This is a genomic window from Stenotrophomonas sp. 22692, assembly GCF_052045015.1.
Taxonomy (GTDB): domain Bacteria; phylum Pseudomonadota; class Gammaproteobacteria; order Xanthomonadales; family Xanthomonadaceae; genus Stenotrophomonas; species Stenotrophomonas geniculata.
This window is the reverse complement of the sequence record NZ_JBQEMR010000011.1, coordinates 57,585-74,859: the sequence shown is the minus strand read 5'-3', so window position 1 is coordinate 74,859 and position 17,275 is coordinate 57,585. Positions and strand designations below refer to the sequence as shown.

The window sequence follows — 17,275 nt, the reverse complement described above, 5'->3', positions numbered from 1 at the left end:
CCCGTTATCGCATCCTCTGAGATGGCGGCAGACCATCCTCCCCTCCTCCGCTGGAGGATGCCCATGACCAAGATCGACCCCACATGGCTGGAAGCCTTCGACAAAGAGCTCCTCCGCCTGTTCGCCATCGACCATCGCGATGCCGGCATGGATGAATACCTGCTGGGCTGCTACACAGACCTTCCGCCGCGTGAGGCTGCCCTGGCGTTCGGCAACGACTACGACCTGGAGCGCGACGATGCACTGTGGCCACGGCCGGGCGTGGCGCTGCAAAGTTAAGCTGTGTCGCAATCGGCCCGCTGCACTTATCAGCTCGGCGGGCTAGGTGTCGCTTTTGGGATCCTACACGGCTGCAAACCGTACTTTTTGAAGCGCATTCGGGCGGTAGCTTAACAACGGCCCCAACCGCTGCACCGCAAGGGTTCTGTCGCGCGTGCGCCATGCAACAATGCCGTAAGCGTCAGCATTTGCGGCCTCTGCGGCCTACGGTTTCTTGGCATCTCGCAGCCATGCGAGTACACCTTGGCATGCCACCTCACACAGGGTGGCACGGGCGTCGAAAACCCGGTCAACAACCATGTGTTTGCGCTTGCCAGCCGGCGTCACGTTCGTGTGACGCCGGCTGGCAATCCGTTCGCGGTCCATGGCGGGCGGTGCGTGGGGGTCTTCGGACCCGCCGGATTGGTTGTTGACCGGTTTTCGAGCCTCGCATCGTCCGCCACTTTTATCGGTGGCGCTGCTGTCTGTCCTGTACGGAGCATTGCCATGAACACATCGGACTTCCGTTCCCTGCACGCGCAGTACGATCCGGACAACACCGAACCCGACCGCGAACGGTCCATCGATCCCAACGCCTTCGTCGCCACGTTGCATCGCATCGGCACTGGTGCGGCTGCGGACGGCCAGCCTTGGCCGGAGCGGCATCAACTGCCTGGGCGTTGTCTTCAGCTGGCGGATGCGGATTGCGCGCTGGCCGGGCTGCGCGTGGTGGCGGAGCTGATGTTGGCTGCGGAGCGGACTCGGCAGAACGGCGCGCCCGAGGAGTACCTCGGGGATCGGGTGATGGAAGGGTTGAAGATGGCGTGTGTGGCGTTGACCGCGCAAGTGGCTGAGCGGTTGCACGTGCGGGAGTAGCGCCCAAGGCTTGAACCTCAAGCAATAGGCTGTGGGCTGTCGTCGCGGCCCCGCTATCCGTTCGCCTCTGATCTGCAGGACTTCCAATGAAGTCTCTGACGTACGCAGTACTGTGCTTGGCAGCGCTGATTGGTTCAGCGCTCACCCACTGCCACCTGCCCAAAGACGATTTGGAGCTGAAGACCTACCACAAGGTCTCGGCTACCGAATTTGCTGTCATGCGCGAGGAAGCCCTAAGCCTAGCGCCTGAAGATGCAACGCTCGGCACCGGGCGCTTCGAAGCAAGGTACTTCGAGCTCACTTGCCGAGGCGAGCCCGCTCTGCTGGTGGACAACTCATCATCACAGTTGCTCATCTTAGGCTTCACAGGCCAAGCCAGTGAGACGCCTTGCGTTCAACCTCTACTCCAGCGCTGGAGTAGCCGACTACTTCCGGGCGATTAGAGCTTTGCAACTGAGCTCCACATACGAGACGCATCGACGGGCCTGAACAGTCTGCGGTTTGCGCTGACACACTACGCTCCTCCGCCTCAAGCCATTAGCGGCTCATTGTGTCGTTTGCGGCATACTTTCCCCAGAACGCCACGTGCGGTCGCGGATAGGGGAAGGCTGTGAGTAGGTGGACTGAAGACGAATTGGCTGCTGCCGTTGAGGCGTATCGCCAAATGGAGGCCCGTCTTGCCAATGGATCAGCCCTTGAGAAGGCAAGGGTCTATCGGGAACTGGCCGCCCGCCACGGGCGTACGTCCAAGGCCTGGGAGTACCGCATGCAGAACATCTCCCACGTTCTGGATCAGGCAGGCAAGCCTTGGCTACCCGGGCTTCTTCCAGCATCGAACGTGGGTGCAAAGGTTGAGCCGAAACTTGCCAAACTCCTCGGGCTTTCCGGTGAGACGCTCACGTCGGTCTCTGGTCCTACAAGAGGACTGTTGCAGCAGGAGGCCAAAGCGGCAGAGGCATCTGGCAGTTTCTCCTCAACAGACGAGGTGGACGAGAGGCGGCGTGTGCTGGCAGCTATCGTTCGGCGCCGCGGGCAGCCTGCCTTCCGCAAGGCACTGCTGGACGCATACGGCGGCCGCTGTGCTATGACGGGATGCAATGTACCGGATGCGCTTGAGGCCGCCCATATTCACCCCTACTCAGGACTGAAGAGTAACGATGTCAGGAACGGTCTTTTACTCCGTGCGGATGTGCACACTCTATTCGATCTATATCTGGTAACCATCAACCCAGACTCTCTGCGGATCGCCGTGGCACCTGCTTTGCAGAACTCCGCATACGTCGAGCTGGAGGGCAAAGAACTAACGCCCGCCAGCTCAAATGATGTACTTGCCAGCCCGGAATCATTGACTTGGCATCGTTCCCGTTGCTCCTGGTAACGAAAGCTGCAGTGATTAATTACCTCAAGCCCCTCCTGTAACAGGAATAGGGGCTCCCGTGAACGAGAGATGTCAACGCGACCGGAAGGATCGAGTCACCAGCGCGGAAAAACAGACAATATCCTCGACGGGCCGCCCACTCCTGATCATTTCTGACAAAATCCCACCCAAAATACCGGGATTGAAATTAGAATCTAGCACACTCGAAACCAGCGCATCTATATTATTATCGATCTGCGCCTCGACTGAACCCACGTCGACCTTGTCAACAAAAAGATCAGGCAAGGTATTTTCAATCAAAACACTCTCGTGTGAGCGCTGAGCAGGATCCTCCGCTCCAATCCGGTACTTACATAAAATCGTCTGTCCGAACCAAATCTCAAACCACTGAAAAGCGACACCACCCTTCCGCAAAACCCATTTCCCATCCTTAGGCGAGACCCGTCCCAGGCCCGGAACAACTATCATTTTTGTCTTGATGCTCATCACATCAAGAGCATTCTTTGGGGGCTGCCAATAGAGTAAGTCAGGATAAATAAAATCATCAACAGCCAAACTTTGTGACAATCGCCAAAGCCGATCAGCGCATTGAATCAAATATTCCCTGTCTTGAATAACCTCTGGGGGCTCGATCGAACTACAGGCCCCTATCAAAGCCCCTGCCATCGATGCAATGGTATCAGTGTCACTTCCTAGCAGGGTACCCATTTCAACTAGAGCACCACGCTCTCCGGCTTGATCGAGCCAAAGCGAACCCGCCGCAGACAATAGAGCCGATAGAATGCCTGAACCTCTAGACGAAGAATCCAACCCTCCGCAGCTATCGACGAGACGTCTATATGCAGCTCTATAGTCTTCTGTCTCGGCACGAATATCACCCGCAAGTAACACTAGCTGTTCCCATTCGCGTAGAACCTCTTCAACTGCCTCGCAGAAAGCTACTCCTGACTTTGCCTCCCAAGTGGGCAGCCAAATTTGGCTCAATTGCTCGTCTTGATCGATAGCTCCAACTGCAGATTCCGCGGCGTCATGTGCAAGCTCACTCCATAGATTGAGCGGTGGAATTTTGCGCGTCATTAGAGCATAGGCAAGAAACCGAGCATGTATCGCTGCCCCAATGATTCCCCTAACATGCCCATGAGTGCATACCGAGTTTCTAACTACGTCGACCATGTACGCAATAGGTGACGACAAATCAGCACATGACCACACATGGGGCTGAATTCTCATAGCGGCGCCATTTCCGCCGCCGTACATATAATCAATTCCTTTCGCACTATAGAAATTGCTAAACCATGCGACATTGTTTGAAGTAAGCGAACTTGCAGCCGCCTTACTTCCGCGCCCGGCACCGAGCGCGTAAGACAACCATATTGGCAGCTCGATCTTCGAGAAAAGCTCAACATCGAAGCGCCCACCTGTAAATATTGCACGACAGGTGGCTAAGCGGAGCTGCGTATCATCAGAATACGCACCGGCTGGCAGCTGAACCTGTACACCAAACCTGCCCCCGACCACTTTCTTCCAGGCCGGAGTCCCTCCCCATCCCTTTGCGCCAACTCTCTTCGAATATTCCCGGTCTGAAACAAGCTCCGCGGGAAAACCCACTGCGTCGCCCCAAGCAGCCCAGAGCATTGAATTTCTTATCTGTTTTAGACTAACGGGCTGCTTAGCACTCATCGACATTCTCTCCGAAAATCTCTCCGTTCACGTAGACCGGCACGTCCCGATGACCTGTTGCCCTAATCTGCGCCGCAACCTCGTCAGACTCCTCTGACGTCCTGACATGAATTGCCTCAAGCCAGCTCGTACTCACCTCGCCAGGATAAAGAACTTCCGCTTGGACACAGGTTGTATATGCATCCGGAAGATCTCCAGGCCGGGCCACCACGTTACCATACCAGCGCTGCACCTTGTCGCCATAGAGCGCGGCAATTCCTGCAACCCCCTCCCCGCGAACGACCGAAGTGTAAATATTATTGGTGGTTGAGAAAAAAACACCTGGATGAGTAAGAATTTCTGGCGAAAACTGAAGTACGCACCACCAATTATCGCGACCATCGTGCCATCGCTCAGAGCAGATCCCGAAGAACGTATTATTTATTCTTTCAATCGAGAGGTTTACATAGTCCAGCCAAGCAGCATCCTTTGTTCTTGAAGCCGCGTTTGGCTGAAAGACGAACTTCAGCTGCTCGTCTTCAGTCAGCCTTTGTCGCGAGCGCAGAGCCCTGGAATGAAGAACTCCAATGCAGCCCCTATTCGTCGTGAAATGGAGAATCCTAGACACTCCTCGAGTCTCGCAGAAATCCTCGATGGTCATAGATTAATCACTCGACAGAGCTCGTCCTTGAAGAAAGCAGATATCTCTGAGGCCTGCTCTGGTTTGTAGCCAATCACAACCTGCCGACGCGCCCTTCCTACAGCCATTGCCAACAGTCGGCGAGCACGGTGGTGGGCCTCATCATCCGTACTTTCATCATCCAGCGGCATATTTTCACTACTTATGCCCAGCATGATCACGTAATCAAACTCCAGCCCTTTAGCGGAATGCATTGTACTTAAGGCTATGCTTTCTGCTCCATCTGGCCAGTCCGCCTTCCTACTGATCTCTGCATAGCCTATGCCCGCATTATCGAGAGTCTCCCGGATATGCCTAAACCATCCACCACCAGCAGGATGGAGGAATGCTACAGACTCCTCGCTTAAGTCTACCTTTTCGGACATAAACTGCATCACCCAATCCATCTGACGCCCAAACGTTCCTTTGAGGATAACGGGAAGATCGCCGTCAACCTTGGCCTTGGTAAAGTCAGGAAGTGCCCCATCATCGCCGGGATCTATGCCATCCAAGATTCCTGTGGCGAAAGCAGCGATTTGCTTCGTATTTCTGTAATTAACATCGAGCCTAAAGCTATTCTCTGACTTAACGTGCAGTCCCACCTCAGACCAGCCGAACCCGCTTCTTGCGTAGATCCTCTGGGCAGCGTCCAAGACAATGCATATGGTGTGGTCGCCTCTAAGTTTGGCGACAACCGCTCTCATTTCATTGGCTGAAAAATCCTGCGCCTCATCAATTACAACAACATCATAGATTTCTTCAGATTGTTCAGCCGCCAGTACGGCCAGATCATTCCAATCAAGAAGACCATGATTCTTCTTATGTTGGACATACGGTTCTACAACACTTTTGAGCAACACGCTTCTCTGAGTTCGCTCCATCCTTGGAACGAGCCCTCTACCAACCCTTTTAGTCGACAGATATTCGTCGACCTGATCTGGCATAAATCGACCCAGAACATACATTGCCTCTTCCGCTGCGAATTCCGGATCAATAGTTCCACCGGCCGCGAACGCTTGAAGAATACCCTGAGACTGAGCTGCACCAAGCACATCGCCTGCTCCAACCATGGCTTTAGCCCATGAAGAGAATGTTGAAATTTCAAGACTTATTTCATTCCCTTCCACAAATTGAGAACGAGCAAGCTCCGCGATGTAGCCGCGCAGAGTTCTATTAAATGTAAGCACAAGCACTTTAACTTGTCGCTTAGCAGGACTCCGTTTTACTCTGTTTACATAGAATCCGACAGCTGCCTTCAATTTAAGCAATGCCGTGGTCGTTTTGCCACTTCCAGCAGCACCACGAATCAGTTCCACACCCGGTCTAACTCTTGAAAATAGAGCTAACTGTTCCGGAGTAGGCACAACATCCTTTAGAGCCTTCATTGCCGTCCCTTCCATAAGAGGTAGGCCGATTTTGTGGGAAAACTGTGTAGAAAAAAAGGGCGGCCAATGGCCGCCCTTTTCGCGTCAATTAATTGACGACCTCAAACCCCAACAGGGTTAGCCTTCTCCGGATCAATCTTGTACTGCTTGATCGCCCGGGCCACATCCTTCGCGGTCATCTTCCCTTCCTTCGCCAGCGCCGCAATCGCGGCATGGGCGATGTAGTACCGGTCAACCTCGAAGAACCGGCGCAGGTTCGCACGCGTATCCGAACGGCCGAAACCATCGGTACCCAGCACGGTGTACGACATCGGCACGAACGCGCGGATCTGGTCCGCATACGCACGCACGTAGTCGGTGGCGGCAATCGCCGGGCCCTGGCGGCCTTCCAGCAGCTCGGTCACGTAGGCCTTGCGCTGCTCACCTTCCGGATGCAGGCGGTTGGCACGCTCCACGTCGAAACCATCGCGACGCAGTTCGTTGAAGCTCGGGCAGCTCCAGATATCGGCGGTCACGCCAAAGTCCTTGTCCAGCAGTTCGGCGGCGGCAATGGCTTCGCGCAGGATGGTGCCCGAGCCCAGCAGCTGCACGCGCAGCTCGCCCTTCTTCGGCTTGCCGGCGTCGGTCAGCAGGTACATGCCCTTGACGATGCCCTCGGCCGCGCCTTCCGGCATTTCCGGGTGGGTGTAGTTCTCGTTCATCAGGGTGACGTAGTAATACTCGTCCACCTGGTCTTCCATCATGCGCTTGGTGCCGTGCTGCAGGATCACCGTCACTTCGAAGCCGAAGGTCGGGTCGTAGCTGCGCACGTTCGGAATGCCACCGGCCACCAGATGGCTGAAGCCATCTTCGTGCTGCAGGCCTTCACCGTTCAGCGTGGTGCGGCCGGCGGTGCCACCCAGCAGGAAGCCGCGGGTACGCATGTCCGCTGCCTGCCAGGCGATGTCGCCCACACGCTGGAAGCCGAACATCGAGTAGTAGATGTAGAACGGCAGCATCGGCACGTTGCTGACCGAGTAGCTGGTACCGGCGGCCATCCACGAGCTGATCGCACCCGGCTCGCTGATGCCCTGCTGCAGCACCTGGCCGCTCTGATCTTCGCGGTAGAACATCAGCTGGTCGGCGTCGACCGGCTTGTACTTCTGGCCGAACGGCGCGTAGATGCCGATCTGGCGGAACAGGCCTTCCATGCCGAAGGTACGCGCTTCGTCGGCCACGATCGGCACGATGTGCGGGCCCAGTTCCTTGTCGCGCAGGGTGATGTTCAGGCTCTGCACGAACGCCATGGTGGTGGAGTAGCTGCGCTCGCCGCTGCTCTTCAGCAGGCGCTCGTAGGCTTCCAGCTTCGGCGCCACGAAGGTCTTGTCGGCCTTGCGGCGGCGCTGCGGCAGGTAACCGCCCAGCGCGGCACGGCGTTCCTGCAGGTACTGCACTTCCGGCGAATCCGGGCCCGGGTGGTAGAACGGCACCTGGCCATCGGCCAGCTGCGCGTCGGTCACCGGAATGTTGAAGCGGTCGCGGAAGTGGCGCACCGCTTCGTCGTCCAGCTTCTTGGTCTGGTGGGTCGGGTTCAGTGCCTCACCGGCGCTGCCCATGCCGTAACCCTTCACGGTCTTGGCCAGGATTACGGTCGGCATGCCCTTGGTGTTCACGGCCTGGTGGTAGGCGGCGTACACCTTGTGCGGGTCGTGGCCACCACGGTTCAGGCGCCAGATGTCGTCGTCGCTCAGGCCGGCGACCATCGCGGCGGTTTCCGGGTACTTGCCGAAGAAATGCTCGCGGGTATACGCGCCGCCGAAGGCCTTGCAGTTCTGGTATTCGCCGTCGACGGTTTCCATCATCAGCTTCTTCAGAACGCCGTTGGTGTCCTTGGCCAGCAGGGCATCCCAGTAACCGCCCCACAGCAGCTTGATCACGTTCCAGCCGCCGCCACGGAACACGCCTTCCAGTTCCTGGATGATCTTGCCGTTGCCGCGCACCGGACCGTCCAGGCGCTGCAGGTTGCAGTTCACCACGAAGATCAGGTTGTCCAGGCCTTCACGGCCGGCCAGGGCGATGGCACCCAGGGTTTCCGGCTCGTCGCTCTCGCCGTCGCCGATGAAGCACCACACCTTGCGGTCGGACTTCTCGATCAGGCCACGGTTTTCCAGGTAGCGCATGAACTGCGCCTGGTAGATGGCGGCCAGCGGGCCCAGGCCCATCGACACGGTCGGGGTCTGCCAGTACTCCGGCATCAGCCACGGGTGCGGGTACGAGGACAGGCCACCGCCGTCCACTTCCATGCGGAACTTGTCCAGCTGCTCTTCGCTGATGCGGCCTTCCAGGAAGGAACGCGCGTAGATGCCCGGGGCGCTGTGGCCCTGGATGAACAGCAGGTCGCCCGGGTGGTTCTCGCTCGGGGCGCGCCAGAAGTGGTTGAAGCCCACGTCGTACAGGGTGGCGCCGGAGGCGAACGAGGCGATGTGGCCGCCCAGGTCACCCGGCTTGCGGTTGGCGCGGACCACGGTGGCCATCGCGTTCCAGCGGATGATCGAACGGATGCGCCATTCCAGCTCGGCATTGCCCGGGCTCTTGGCCTCGAGCTGCGGCTCGATGGTGTTGACGTACTCGGTGGTGGGAGAGAACGGCAGGTAGGCGCCCGAACGACGGGTCAGTTCCACCATGCCTTCCAGCAGCTGATGCGCGCGCTCGGAGCCCTCGACATCAATAACGGCCTTCAACGACTCGATCCACTCCTGGGTTTCCACAGGATTCGGGTCGTTGTTCAGCACCTCGTTCAACCAGTTCATTAGCGCTCCCATAACCGCACGCACGCGCGCGACTGTTGTATAGATTTCTAGACCGCAAAGTGTAGCGCACCAAGGGCTTTCGTCACTTGGCTACGCAGGCGTATGGATGCAACTGGCCAGTGTCCGCAAGGGGCTTGCCGGGCCCGCTGAAGGCCCTGCGGCGGGCCTTGGTGGCTGCGCGGGCTGTCGCTTGCGGGCTGCTGCGCCCATGTGCAGGACGCAGTGTTACCGCTGCCGATGACGGTTGTAGGGCAGCGCCGGGGCCACGGCGGGCGCCGTCCGGGCTTCGCCACTGAACCGGCGACAACGTGTCGCACCTGCCTCTGGATTGCCGCTGGCCGTGGGCCCAAGGTGGCCCGTGAGTGATGGGCCCGGTGGCCCTGCTCCCTTCCACAGCATCGCCGGGGCGCCTCGCAAGGGGCGCCCCTTTTGCTGTGGGTGGGGCTGGCCGTGGCCCAAATTGCACCTGCTTGTGGCCGGATCGGGTGTTGTCGCTTTCGACATATCGATATATCGTTTGCACACTCGTTTACCGATATATCGAAATGAGCCGAAGCCCCTCTCCCAGAGCCCGTTCCACCGATTCGGCGGTACCCCGTCGCAACGGTCAGCCGCGCGTGCTCAGCCGCGGCGACCTGCGCCTGCTGGTGCTGGCCCTGATCGGCGAGCAGCCGCGCCATGGCTACGAGCTGATGCAGCTGATCAGCAACCAGTTCATGCAGGCCTACACGCCCAGCGCCGGCACCATGTACCCGCTGCTGGCCAGCTTCGAGCAGGCCGGCTGGATCGAGGCCGAGGAAGTGGACGGCAAGCGGATCTTCCGCATCACCGCCGCCGGCGAGTTCGAGCTGAAGGTGCAGCGCACCCAGGTGCGCCTGGCGCAGCGACGTGCCTTCGACCGTGCCCGCGAGATCACCAAGGCCTCGCTGCCGCCGCCGCTGGCCTGCGCCCTGCGCGAGTTCAAGCGGGCGCTGGTGCACCACCACGGCCGCTGGGCCGAGGGCGAGGCGGACGAAGTGGCGGCGCTGCTGACGCGGGCGTCTGCCCTGCTCAACGGTACCGCCGGTAACGAGCAACCACCGATTTCAATGACCCAGCCAGACTGACTCCAGCCAGGTCTTCCCTACGCCGCGCGCCCCCGCGCGACACCTTTACAGGTAACCCCCATGACCGAACACAACAACACGCGCCTGCGCCTGGATGTGCGCTTCCGTGAACTGACCGTGCTGCGCACTGAAGAGGTCACCCCGCACATGCGCCGCATCGTGCTGGGCGGCGACGCGCTGGCCGGTTTCGATTCGCCCGGCGCCGACGACCACATCAAGCTGTTCTTCCCCAACGCTGCGGGCGAGATGGTGCTGCCGGTGCTGACCGCCGAAGGCCGCAGCTACCCGGACGGCAAGGAGCCCTCGCCCGCCCGCGACTACACCCCGCGCTGGTGGGACCACGAGACCGGCGAGCTGGCCATCGACTTCGTGCTGCACGACCAGGGCATTGCCGGGCCGTGGGCCGAGCGCGCGCAGCCGGGCGACGTGCTGGTAATCGGTGGCCCGCGCGGTTCGTTCGTGGTGGCCGACACCTACGACGCCTATGTGCTGATCGGCGATGAAACCGCGCTGCCGGCCATCGCCCGCTGGCTGGACGTGCTGCCGGAGGATGCCGAAGTGCAGGCCTTCATCGAAGTGAGCGATGAAGCCGAGCGCCAGGACCTGCCGCAGTACGAGAACGTGCGCATCTACTGGCTGGAGCGCAACGGCTTCCCGGCGGCGACCAGCACCCTGCTGGAAGACATGCTGACCGACTTCGAGGCGCCGGAAGGTGATGTCTTCTACTGGATCGCCACCGAATCGCGTCGCGCGCGGATGATGCGCAAGTTCATCGAAGGCCACCTGGGCGTGCCACGCGACTGGATCCGCTCGACCGGCTACTGGAAGGCCCACCCGGACGAAACCGACGGCGATTGACCGGGCAGCCGGTGGGTGCGGACCCTGCTTGGTGGGTGCGGACCGTTGGTCCGCACGCCTTTGACGCACCTTCCTGGGTGGGTGCGGACCGTTGGTCCGCACGCCCTTGACCATGTAGAGCCGAGCCCACGCTCGGCTGCTTTTCGATTCACCCTCGCGCTACGCGCGATGAGCCGAGCGTGGGCTCGGCTCTCCAGGTATTCCGCCGCCCGGTTCAACGCATCAGCCGGCAAGCAATGCGACAATCGCGCTCCTTTCCTGCAGCAACGAGGCCCACATGGCCAAACTGACCCTGGCCAGCGTGGATGCGCTGCGTACCCGCTTCGCCGATGACACTGCCTGCGATGCGGCGCTGGCCGCCTTCGCCGACACCGTTGCCCTGCGCACGCCGCTGCGCGAACTGGTGGAAGCACAGCACCGCTACCTGCAAGCCGAGTTCGAAGTGGCGCAGGTGGCCGATGTGCTGCGCCGCGACCAGAAGTACGCACCGGTGGGCCGGCCGTCGGTGCACATCGTGCAGCTGCGCAAGCAGCAGGCCGCGACCAAGCAGGCGGCGTTGATCGCACGCCAGGTAGTGGCGCAGGCAGCGCAGACCTTCGTGCGCGTGAGCGGGATGACGGTGAAGGCCAAGCAGAGCCCGAGCGAAACGTGCGTGGCATGGTTGGGCGCGCTGCGCTGAGCGCGCATACCCGGTAGTGCTCAACCTTGGTTGGCCTGCGGAGTGCTCGTGCGCCAACCAAAGTTGGCATCTACCAACGCGTGTTCCCCAACACCCAAAAAGAAGGCCCGCTTTTCAGCGGGCCTTCTGCCTTCTCACGACGAGTGAGTTGGGGCATCAAGCCGCCGGCTTTTCGCCGGTGGCTTCGGTGGTGATGCGGATCTTCACTTCATCACTGACGTTCGGGGCATAGGCGCCGACGCCGAAATCGCTGCGCTTCAGGGTGGTGGTGGCATCGAAGCCGGCGGCCGGAACCTTGGCCATCGGGTGCTCGCCGCCGCCGTTGACGGTGACGTCCAGGGTGACCGGCTTGGTGATGCCCTTGATGGTCAGGTCACCGGTGACGGTCAGCTTGTTGGTGCCAGCGGCTTCCACCTTGGTGCTCTTGAAGGTTGCATCGGCGAACTTGGCAGCGTCGAAGAAGTCGGCGCTCTTCAGGTGCTCGTCGAACTTGGCGGTGAAGCTGTTCAGGCCGCTCAGCGGCAGCTTCACTTCCACGGTGGACTTGGTCACGTCTTCGGCGTTGTACACCAGGGTGCCTTCAACGTTGCCGAAGTGCGCGCTGGGATTGGAGAAGCCGAAGTGGCTCCACTGGGCCAGCACGTCGGTGTGGGTCGGGTCCAGCTTGTAGGTGCCCGAGGCGATCTTGATCGCTTCGGCGGCCGGCGCAGCGGCGGCGGCATCGGCAGCCGGGGTGGCGGCCTGCTCGGTGGTGGCCGGGGCGGCGGCATCGGCAGCCGGGGCAGCGGTGTCGGCCGGCTTGGAGCAGGCGGCGATGGCCAGGGTCAGGGCCAGCGGCAGCAGCAGTTTACGGGTGGCGCTCATCTCAGGAACTCTCCGGATCGTAGGGTGGGTACACGGTGCAGCAAGAGCCCGCCGCGGGACGGCGGGCCCGAAACCGATACAACGACTTACGCGATGCGCGCCGCTTCGTCGAACGACAGGCGCGGCAGACGCGGGAACAGGCCCGCCGAGTCACCGTAACCCAGGTTGACCAGGAAATTCGACTTGATGGAGGTGCCGGCGAAGAAGGCTTCGTCGACCTTGGCCGGGTCGAAGCCGGACATCGGGCCGGCATCCAGGCCCAGCGCGCGCGCAGCCAGGATCAGGTAGGCACCCTGCAGGCTGCCGTTGCGGATGGCGGCTTCGTGGCGGCCTTCCTGCGGGCCGTCGAACCAGGCCTTGGCATCGGTGTGAGGGAACAGGTACGGCAGCTTCTCGTGGAAGTCCAGGTCGAAGCCGATGATGACGGTGACCGGGGCGGCCATGGTCTTGGCCAGGTTGCCTTCGGACAGGGCCGGGGCCAGCTTGTCCTTGGCTTCCTTCGAGGTGACGAATACGAAGCGGGCCGGCGTGGTGTTGGCGGCGGTCGGGCCCCACTTCACCAGGTCGTACAGTTCCTTCAACAGGCTCTCAGGAACCGGCTTGTCGAGAAAGGCGTTCTGGGTACGGGCAGTACGGAACAGCTGATCGAGGGCAGCAGCGTCGAGCGCGTGGGACATCGGTGGATCTCCAGGGCGGCGAAAGGAAGTCAGTGCCCGCGGGCGGCGCGGGGCGAATCGACGAGCCGCAGTGTAGAGTGTCGCGACTGTTGCAACACCCAGCAGGGCTGAAACGAATTAATGCCAATGGTGAAACGATCGAGCGCGCCCTGGACGGTCACTGACGGCCGCGCAGGCAATGTCCGCCAGGCGGTTGCGCTGGCCTCGGCGCTGCGCCAGGGCACCCATCGGCCGGTGGTCCTGCAGCCCCGCGCGCCCTGGCGCTGGCTGTCGCCGCGTCGCCTGCCCGGTGATGTGAACGGCTACGGCGAGGCCTTCGCGACGCTGGCCGCGGACGCCCCGGCGCTGGCGATCGGCTGTGGCCGCCAGGCCGCCGGTGCCCTGCGCGTGCTGCGTGCCCGTGGCAGCCAGGTGGTGCAGATCCTCGACCCGCGCATCGGCGCACGCCACTGGGATGTGGTGGTGGTGCCCGAACACGACGCCCTGCGCGGCAGCAACGTGCTGACCCTGCTCGGCAGCCTCAACCCGGTGGACGATGACTGGCTGGCCTGGGGCCGCGCCGCGTTCGCCGGCTTCAGCACCCTGCCGGGCCCGCGCACCGCGCTGCTGGTGGGTGGGCCGACACCGCTGGCGCCCTGGGATGAGCCCGCGATGGTGGGCGTGTTCCGGGCGCTGGCCGAGCAGATCCGCAGCGAGGGCGGCAGCCTGCTGGCCACCACGTCGCGACGCACGCCGCCGGCACTGGCCGAGATCCTGCGCGCGACCTTCGCGGACCTGCCGCACGTGATCTGGGGCGACGGCGGCGACGGCACCAATCCCTATGGCGGCCTGCTCGGCTGGGCCAACCGCGTGGTGGTGTCGCCCGATTCGGTGAACCTGCTGTCTGAAGCCTGCGCCACGCGCATGCCGGTGATGGTGGCGCTGGCCGATACCGCGCAGGGTCGGCTGGCGCGCTTCCAGCAGCAGCTGCGCGAGCGCGGGCGGATGCAGGCGCACTGGCTGGACTGGCAGTACGACCGCATCGAGCCGCTGCGCGAGACCGCTCGGGTAGCGGCAGAAGTGAAGCAGCGCCTGGCATTGGGGTAGTGCCGGCCGCTGGCCGGCAATCCTGGGCGCCCGGCATCACGGTGGTGCCGGGTGCGCAGCGATTTCTGAACATTTCGATCCGCCCGCACCGTTAGAGTCCAGCTTCCCCCATCACGCTGAACGTCTTCATGCGCACCCTGCTCCTGCTGCCCCTGACCCTGCTCGCTGCCTGCTCCACCGCGCCCACCGAACTGGACCCGATTTCCTACCAGTGCCAGCAGCAGCTGGACGCGTATCGCGAACAACCGGCCTTGCGCGATCCGAAGACTGGCGAGCGCCCGCCGCTGCCGATCGCGCCGATCAGCGATGCCTGCGACAGGGAACTCAAGCGCAAGGGCGTGGACCGCCCGCTGCGCTGAGCGGCGTATGATCGGCGCGCGGGCCTGCCCGCCGTTGAAGGTATCGACATGGATCGTTTCTCCCGCCTGCCCCGCGCCGCCCTGCTGATCGCCAGCCTGCTGGCGACCGCACCGGCATGGGCCAACAGCACCGAGTGCCGCGAACGCTACCCCAGCGTCGCCTCGCAGGCGGCGATGCTGGACGTGGCCTGGACCACCGCCGAGCGCCTGGATGCGCTGCCCGATGTGGACGTGGTGGTCGCCGCACGCGGTGGCCAGGATCTGAGCCGCTACGGCCTGCGACACAGCCACCTGGCCTTCCTGCTGCGCGAGGACGATGGCCGCTGGCGCGCGATGCACCTGCTCAACCGCTGCAAGACCGACAGCTCGCAGCTGTACCACGAAGGGCTGGGCAACTTCGTCGGCGAGAGCGGCGGCCATACCGACCTGCGCATCGGCGTGCCGGCGGCGCCGCTGCGTGCCGCGTTGAAGGCGATGCTGGTGTCGCCCTCGATCCAGCCCAAGGCGCTGCACGAGACCAGGTACAACGTGGTCGCCTACCCGTTCGCCACCGACTACCAGAACTCCAACCAGTGGGTGCTGGAGGTGCTGACCGCGGCAATGGCGCAGGCCGAAGGCGCGCCGGCCATCGTCAAGCGCGAACAGGCCCAGCAGTGGCTGCGCCAGCAGAAGTACCAGCCCAGCGTGCTGCATATCGGCCTCGGCAAGCGCGTGGGTGCGCGCCTGTTCGTGGCCAACGCCACCACCACCGACCATCCGGCCGGCGAACGCATTTCCGGCAACTATTCGGTGGTGACGGTGGAATCGGTATTCGACTTCCTGCACCAGCGCAGCCAACTGCAGCAGGAACTGGTGATCCCCCATGTACCGGTGGCCGGTGCTGCCGCCGCCACGCCCTGAATCCAGCAAGGAGAACGACATGCGCACCCTGCCTGCCTTCCTGATGCCGATGCTGATCGTCGCGAGCCTGGCCTGGTCCACGGCCGCTCATGCAGAACGCCGCATCGTCATCATCCACGATCCGGGCCCACAGGGGCCAAGCCTGGAGATGTCCTCGCAGATGGTGAACTCGGCCCGTGCGGCGGCGGCGAAGGAAGCCCAGGATGCCGCCGATGCTGGCCAGCCGCTGGCGCGCCCGCAGCAGATCAAGCTGCCGCAGATGCAGGTGAGCGCCATCGCCACCACCGTCGACGGCCGCCGCGAAGTGCTGCTGCGTGATGCCAACGACCCGCAGAACACCGCGTCGATGCAGTACCCGCGCGGCATCGGCGATCCCGCCGTGCAGTTCACCGTGGGCCAGACCGTGAACTTCGAGCCCACTGGCAACGACCAGGGCTGGCAGCTGAAGGACAACCAGGGCCGCCCGCTGGAATACCTGCCCGAGGCCACCGGCCCGCGCGACATCTTCGATACCCGGCGCTGAGCCGCCGTCCCCACCCTGACCAGGAGGTCTCCATGTTCCGTTGCCTGCGCGTTCCCGCCACTGCCCTGCTGCTTTCGGCGCTGGTGGTGCCCACCGTCCATGCCGGCGCCGCGCCACAGTTGAACAGCGGCCAGACCAGCGTGCTGGTCACGTCGCTGATCGTGCTGTCGATTCCGTTGGCCACGTCGATGGGATTGGCCGAACTGTCCAAGGCCCCGTTCAAGGCCAGCGAGCGCAACGGCAAGGTCGCCGCACGCACACCGGCGGTTCCGCTGCCGCCGATGGAGGTGAAGCAGGTCGCCACCACGCCAGCCGGTGATCGCCAGGTGCACCTGCAGGTACCTGGCAAGGCCGACCAGACCGCAACGCTGCAATGGCCGGCGGCTGCAGGCGATGACCCGGTCGCCGGCTTCGTCGTTGGCCAGCAGGTGCGCTTCGACCCGACCGACGCCGGTGCCGGCTGGACCGTGAAGAGCGCGCAGGGCCAGGCGCTGGCCTATGTGCCGACCGCCTACGCCGCCGGCGACGTGATGAGCGAGGTGCTGTAAAGCTGAACGACCGGTTTTGGCTTTGCCGCGGGCCGGGCGGATAATGGGCGATCCCCTTTGTCCCCCTGGCTCGCCATGTCCGTGCGTCCTGCCCCTGTGTTTGCCCCGCTGACCCCGCGCGCCCTGGTGCTGGCGGTACTGGCGATGGGCGCAGTGGTGCTGCTGTCCAACGTACTGGTGCAGTACCCGATCAACGATTGGCTGACCTGGGGTGCCTTCAGCTATCCGGTGGCGTTCCTGGTCAGCAACCTGATCAACCGCCGCTTCGGCCCGGGCCCGGCGCGCCGCGTGGCGTGGATCGGTTTCGCGGTGGCGGTACTGCTGTCGATCTGGGTGGCCACGCCGCGCATCGCCATTGCCTCGTGCTCGGCGTTCATCGTGGCGCAGCTGCTGGACATCACCGTGTTCGACCGCCTGCGCCGTGGCAGCTGGTGGCGCGCGCCGATGGTGGCCACCACCTGCAGTGCGACGGTGGATACCACCATTTTCTGGTCGATCGCGTTTGCCGGCTCCGCCCTGCCGTGGGTGAGCTGGGCCGCCGGCGACCTGGCGGTGAAGCTGGCCATCGGCGTCTGCCTGCTGGCCCCGTTCCGCGCGCTGTTGTGGAAGATGGCGCCGCTGCGCGCCACCAGCTGACCGCACATGCTCTGG

Annotated in this window: 18 protein-coding genes; 12 read left to right on the top strand and 6 right to left on the bottom strand. The window is 62.6% G+C overall.

Features of this window, described 5'->3' with window-relative positions; all coding sequences use genetic code 11:
* Positions 1 to 63: 63 nt before the first annotated feature.
* The 3 genes from ACTJJM_RS11015 to ACTJJM_RS11005 all read left to right on the top strand — a co-directional run bounded on the left by ACTJJM_RS11015 (position 64) and on the right by ACTJJM_RS11005 (position 2,512).
* On the top strand, positions 64 to 279 hold the full coding sequence (locus tag ACTJJM_RS11015; protein WP_201448449.1) for a hypothetical protein: 216 nt from the start codon (positions 64 to 66) through the stop codon (positions 277 to 279).
* Between the two features lie 486 nt (positions 280 to 765).
* A complete protein-coding gene (locus ACTJJM_RS11010) occupies positions 766 to 1,134 on the top strand; it encodes a hypothetical protein (protein ID WP_057499938.1) in 369 nt (122 codons plus the stop codon).
* Between the two features lie 634 nt (positions 1,135 to 1,768).
* On the top strand, positions 1,769 to 2,512 hold the full coding sequence (locus tag ACTJJM_RS11005; protein ID WP_440865476.1) for an HNH endonuclease: 744 nt from the start codon (positions 1,769 to 1,771) through the stop codon (positions 2,510 to 2,512).
* A gap of 72 nt (positions 2,513 to 2,584) precedes the next feature.
* On the opposite strand, the gene ACTJJM_RS11000 is transcribed toward ACTJJM_RS11005, so the two are convergent.
* From ACTJJM_RS11000 to aceE, 4 genes are all read right to left on the bottom strand, one after another.
* Entirely contained in the window at positions 2,585 to 4,192 is a 1,608-nt protein-coding gene (locus tag ACTJJM_RS11000; RefSeq protein WP_262089966.1) for an ADP-ribosylglycohydrolase family protein, read from the bottom strand.
* Positions 4,182 to 4,832: a DarT ssDNA thymidine ADP-ribosyltransferase family protein gene (locus tag ACTJJM_RS10995; RefSeq protein WP_159359710.1), complete on the bottom strand. Its 651-nt coding sequence runs from the start codon at positions 4,830 to 4,832 to the stop codon at positions 4,182 to 4,184. Before ACTJJM_RS10995 ends, ACTJJM_RS11000 begins: the two co-directional genes overlap by 11 nt.
* Positions 4,829 to 6,235, bottom strand: a complete 1,407-nt coding sequence (locus tag ACTJJM_RS10990) for a 3'-5' exonuclease (RefSeq protein WP_440865473.1) — start codon at positions 6,233 to 6,235, stop codon at positions 4,829 to 4,831. The genes ACTJJM_RS10995 and ACTJJM_RS10990 overlap by 4 nt, the downstream gene beginning before the upstream one ends.
* Positions 6,236 to 6,336: 101 nt before the next feature.
* The gene (gene aceE, locus ACTJJM_RS10985) at positions 6,337 to 9,024 is read right to left on the bottom strand and encodes a pyruvate dehydrogenase (acetyl-transferring), homodimeric type (protein ID WP_049412224.1); all 2,688 of its coding nucleotides are present in this window, start codon (positions 9,022 to 9,024) and stop codon (positions 6,337 to 6,339) included.
* 545 nt (positions 9,025 to 9,569) lie between these two features.
* Between aceE and ACTJJM_RS10980 the strand changes: the two genes are divergently transcribed.
* From ACTJJM_RS10980 to ACTJJM_RS10970, 3 genes are all read left to right on the top strand, one after another.
* A complete protein-coding gene (locus ACTJJM_RS10980; RefSeq protein ID WP_029379930.1) occupies positions 9,570 to 10,130 on the top strand; it encodes a PadR family transcriptional regulator in 561 nt (186 codons plus the stop codon).
* A gap of 60 nt (positions 10,131 to 10,190) precedes the next feature.
* Positions 10,191 to 10,988 (top strand): siderophore-interacting protein, encoded by a 798-nt coding sequence (locus ACTJJM_RS10975; RefSeq protein WP_010484190.1) that lies wholly within the window; start codon positions 10,191 to 10,193, stop codon positions 10,986 to 10,988.
* Positions 10,989 to 11,265: 277 nt separating this feature from the next.
* On the top strand, positions 11,266 to 11,667 hold the full coding sequence (locus ACTJJM_RS10970; RefSeq protein WP_010484191.1) for a hypothetical protein: 402 nt from the start codon (positions 11,266 to 11,268) through the stop codon (positions 11,665 to 11,667).
* 156 nt (positions 11,668 to 11,823) lie between these two features.
* Here the strand turns inward: ACTJJM_RS10970 and ACTJJM_RS10965 are convergent, their stop codons facing one another.
* Both ACTJJM_RS10965 and ACTJJM_RS10960 read right to left on the bottom strand, forming a co-directional pair.
* A complete protein-coding gene (locus ACTJJM_RS10965) occupies positions 11,824 to 12,531 on the bottom strand; it encodes a YceI family protein (protein ID WP_005407837.1) in 708 nt (235 codons plus the stop codon).
* Between the two features lie 86 nt (positions 12,532 to 12,617).
* The gene (locus tag ACTJJM_RS10960; protein ID WP_010484192.1) at positions 12,618 to 13,208 is read right to left on the bottom strand and encodes a malonic semialdehyde reductase; all 591 of its coding nucleotides are present in this window, start codon (positions 13,206 to 13,208) and stop codon (positions 12,618 to 12,620) included.
* Between the two features lie 126 nt (positions 13,209 to 13,334).
* On the opposite strand from ACTJJM_RS10960, the gene ACTJJM_RS10955 reads away from it, so the two are divergent.
* The 6 genes from ACTJJM_RS10955 to ACTJJM_RS10930 all read left to right on the top strand — a co-directional run bounded on the left by ACTJJM_RS10955 (position 13,335) and on the right by ACTJJM_RS10930 (position 17,260).
* A complete protein-coding gene (locus ACTJJM_RS10955) occupies positions 13,335 to 14,294 on the top strand; it encodes a mitochondrial fission ELM1 family protein (RefSeq protein WP_440865470.1) in 960 nt (319 codons plus the stop codon).
* A gap of 128 nt (positions 14,295 to 14,422) precedes the next feature.
* Positions 14,423 to 14,653 carry a hypothetical protein gene (locus ACTJJM_RS10950; RefSeq protein WP_010484194.1) on the top strand — a complete coding sequence of 77 codons (231 nt, stop codon included), beginning with the start codon at positions 14,423 to 14,425 and terminating at the stop codon, positions 14,651 to 14,653.
* Positions 14,654 to 14,701: 48 nt separating this feature from the next.
* On the top strand, positions 14,702 to 15,553 hold the full coding sequence (locus tag ACTJJM_RS10945) for a DUF2145 domain-containing protein (RefSeq protein ID WP_241874446.1): 852 nt from the start codon (positions 14,702 to 14,704) through the stop codon (positions 15,551 to 15,553).
* A 19-nt stretch (positions 15,554 to 15,572) separates the two neighbouring features.
* Positions 15,573 to 16,076: a hypothetical protein gene (locus ACTJJM_RS10940; protein ID WP_029379931.1), complete on the top strand. Its 504-nt coding sequence runs from the start codon at positions 15,573 to 15,575 to the stop codon at positions 16,074 to 16,076.
* A 32-nt stretch (positions 16,077 to 16,108) separates the two neighbouring features.
* On the top strand, positions 16,109 to 16,624 hold the full coding sequence (locus ACTJJM_RS10935; RefSeq protein ID WP_049412249.1) for a hypothetical protein: 516 nt from the start codon (positions 16,109 to 16,111) through the stop codon (positions 16,622 to 16,624).
* Between the two features lie 75 nt (positions 16,625 to 16,699).
* Entirely contained in the window at positions 16,700 to 17,260 is a 561-nt protein-coding gene (locus ACTJJM_RS10930; protein ID WP_010484198.1) for a queuosine precursor transporter, read from the top strand.
* The last annotated feature ends 15 nt before the right edge of the window (positions 17,261 to 17,275 follow it).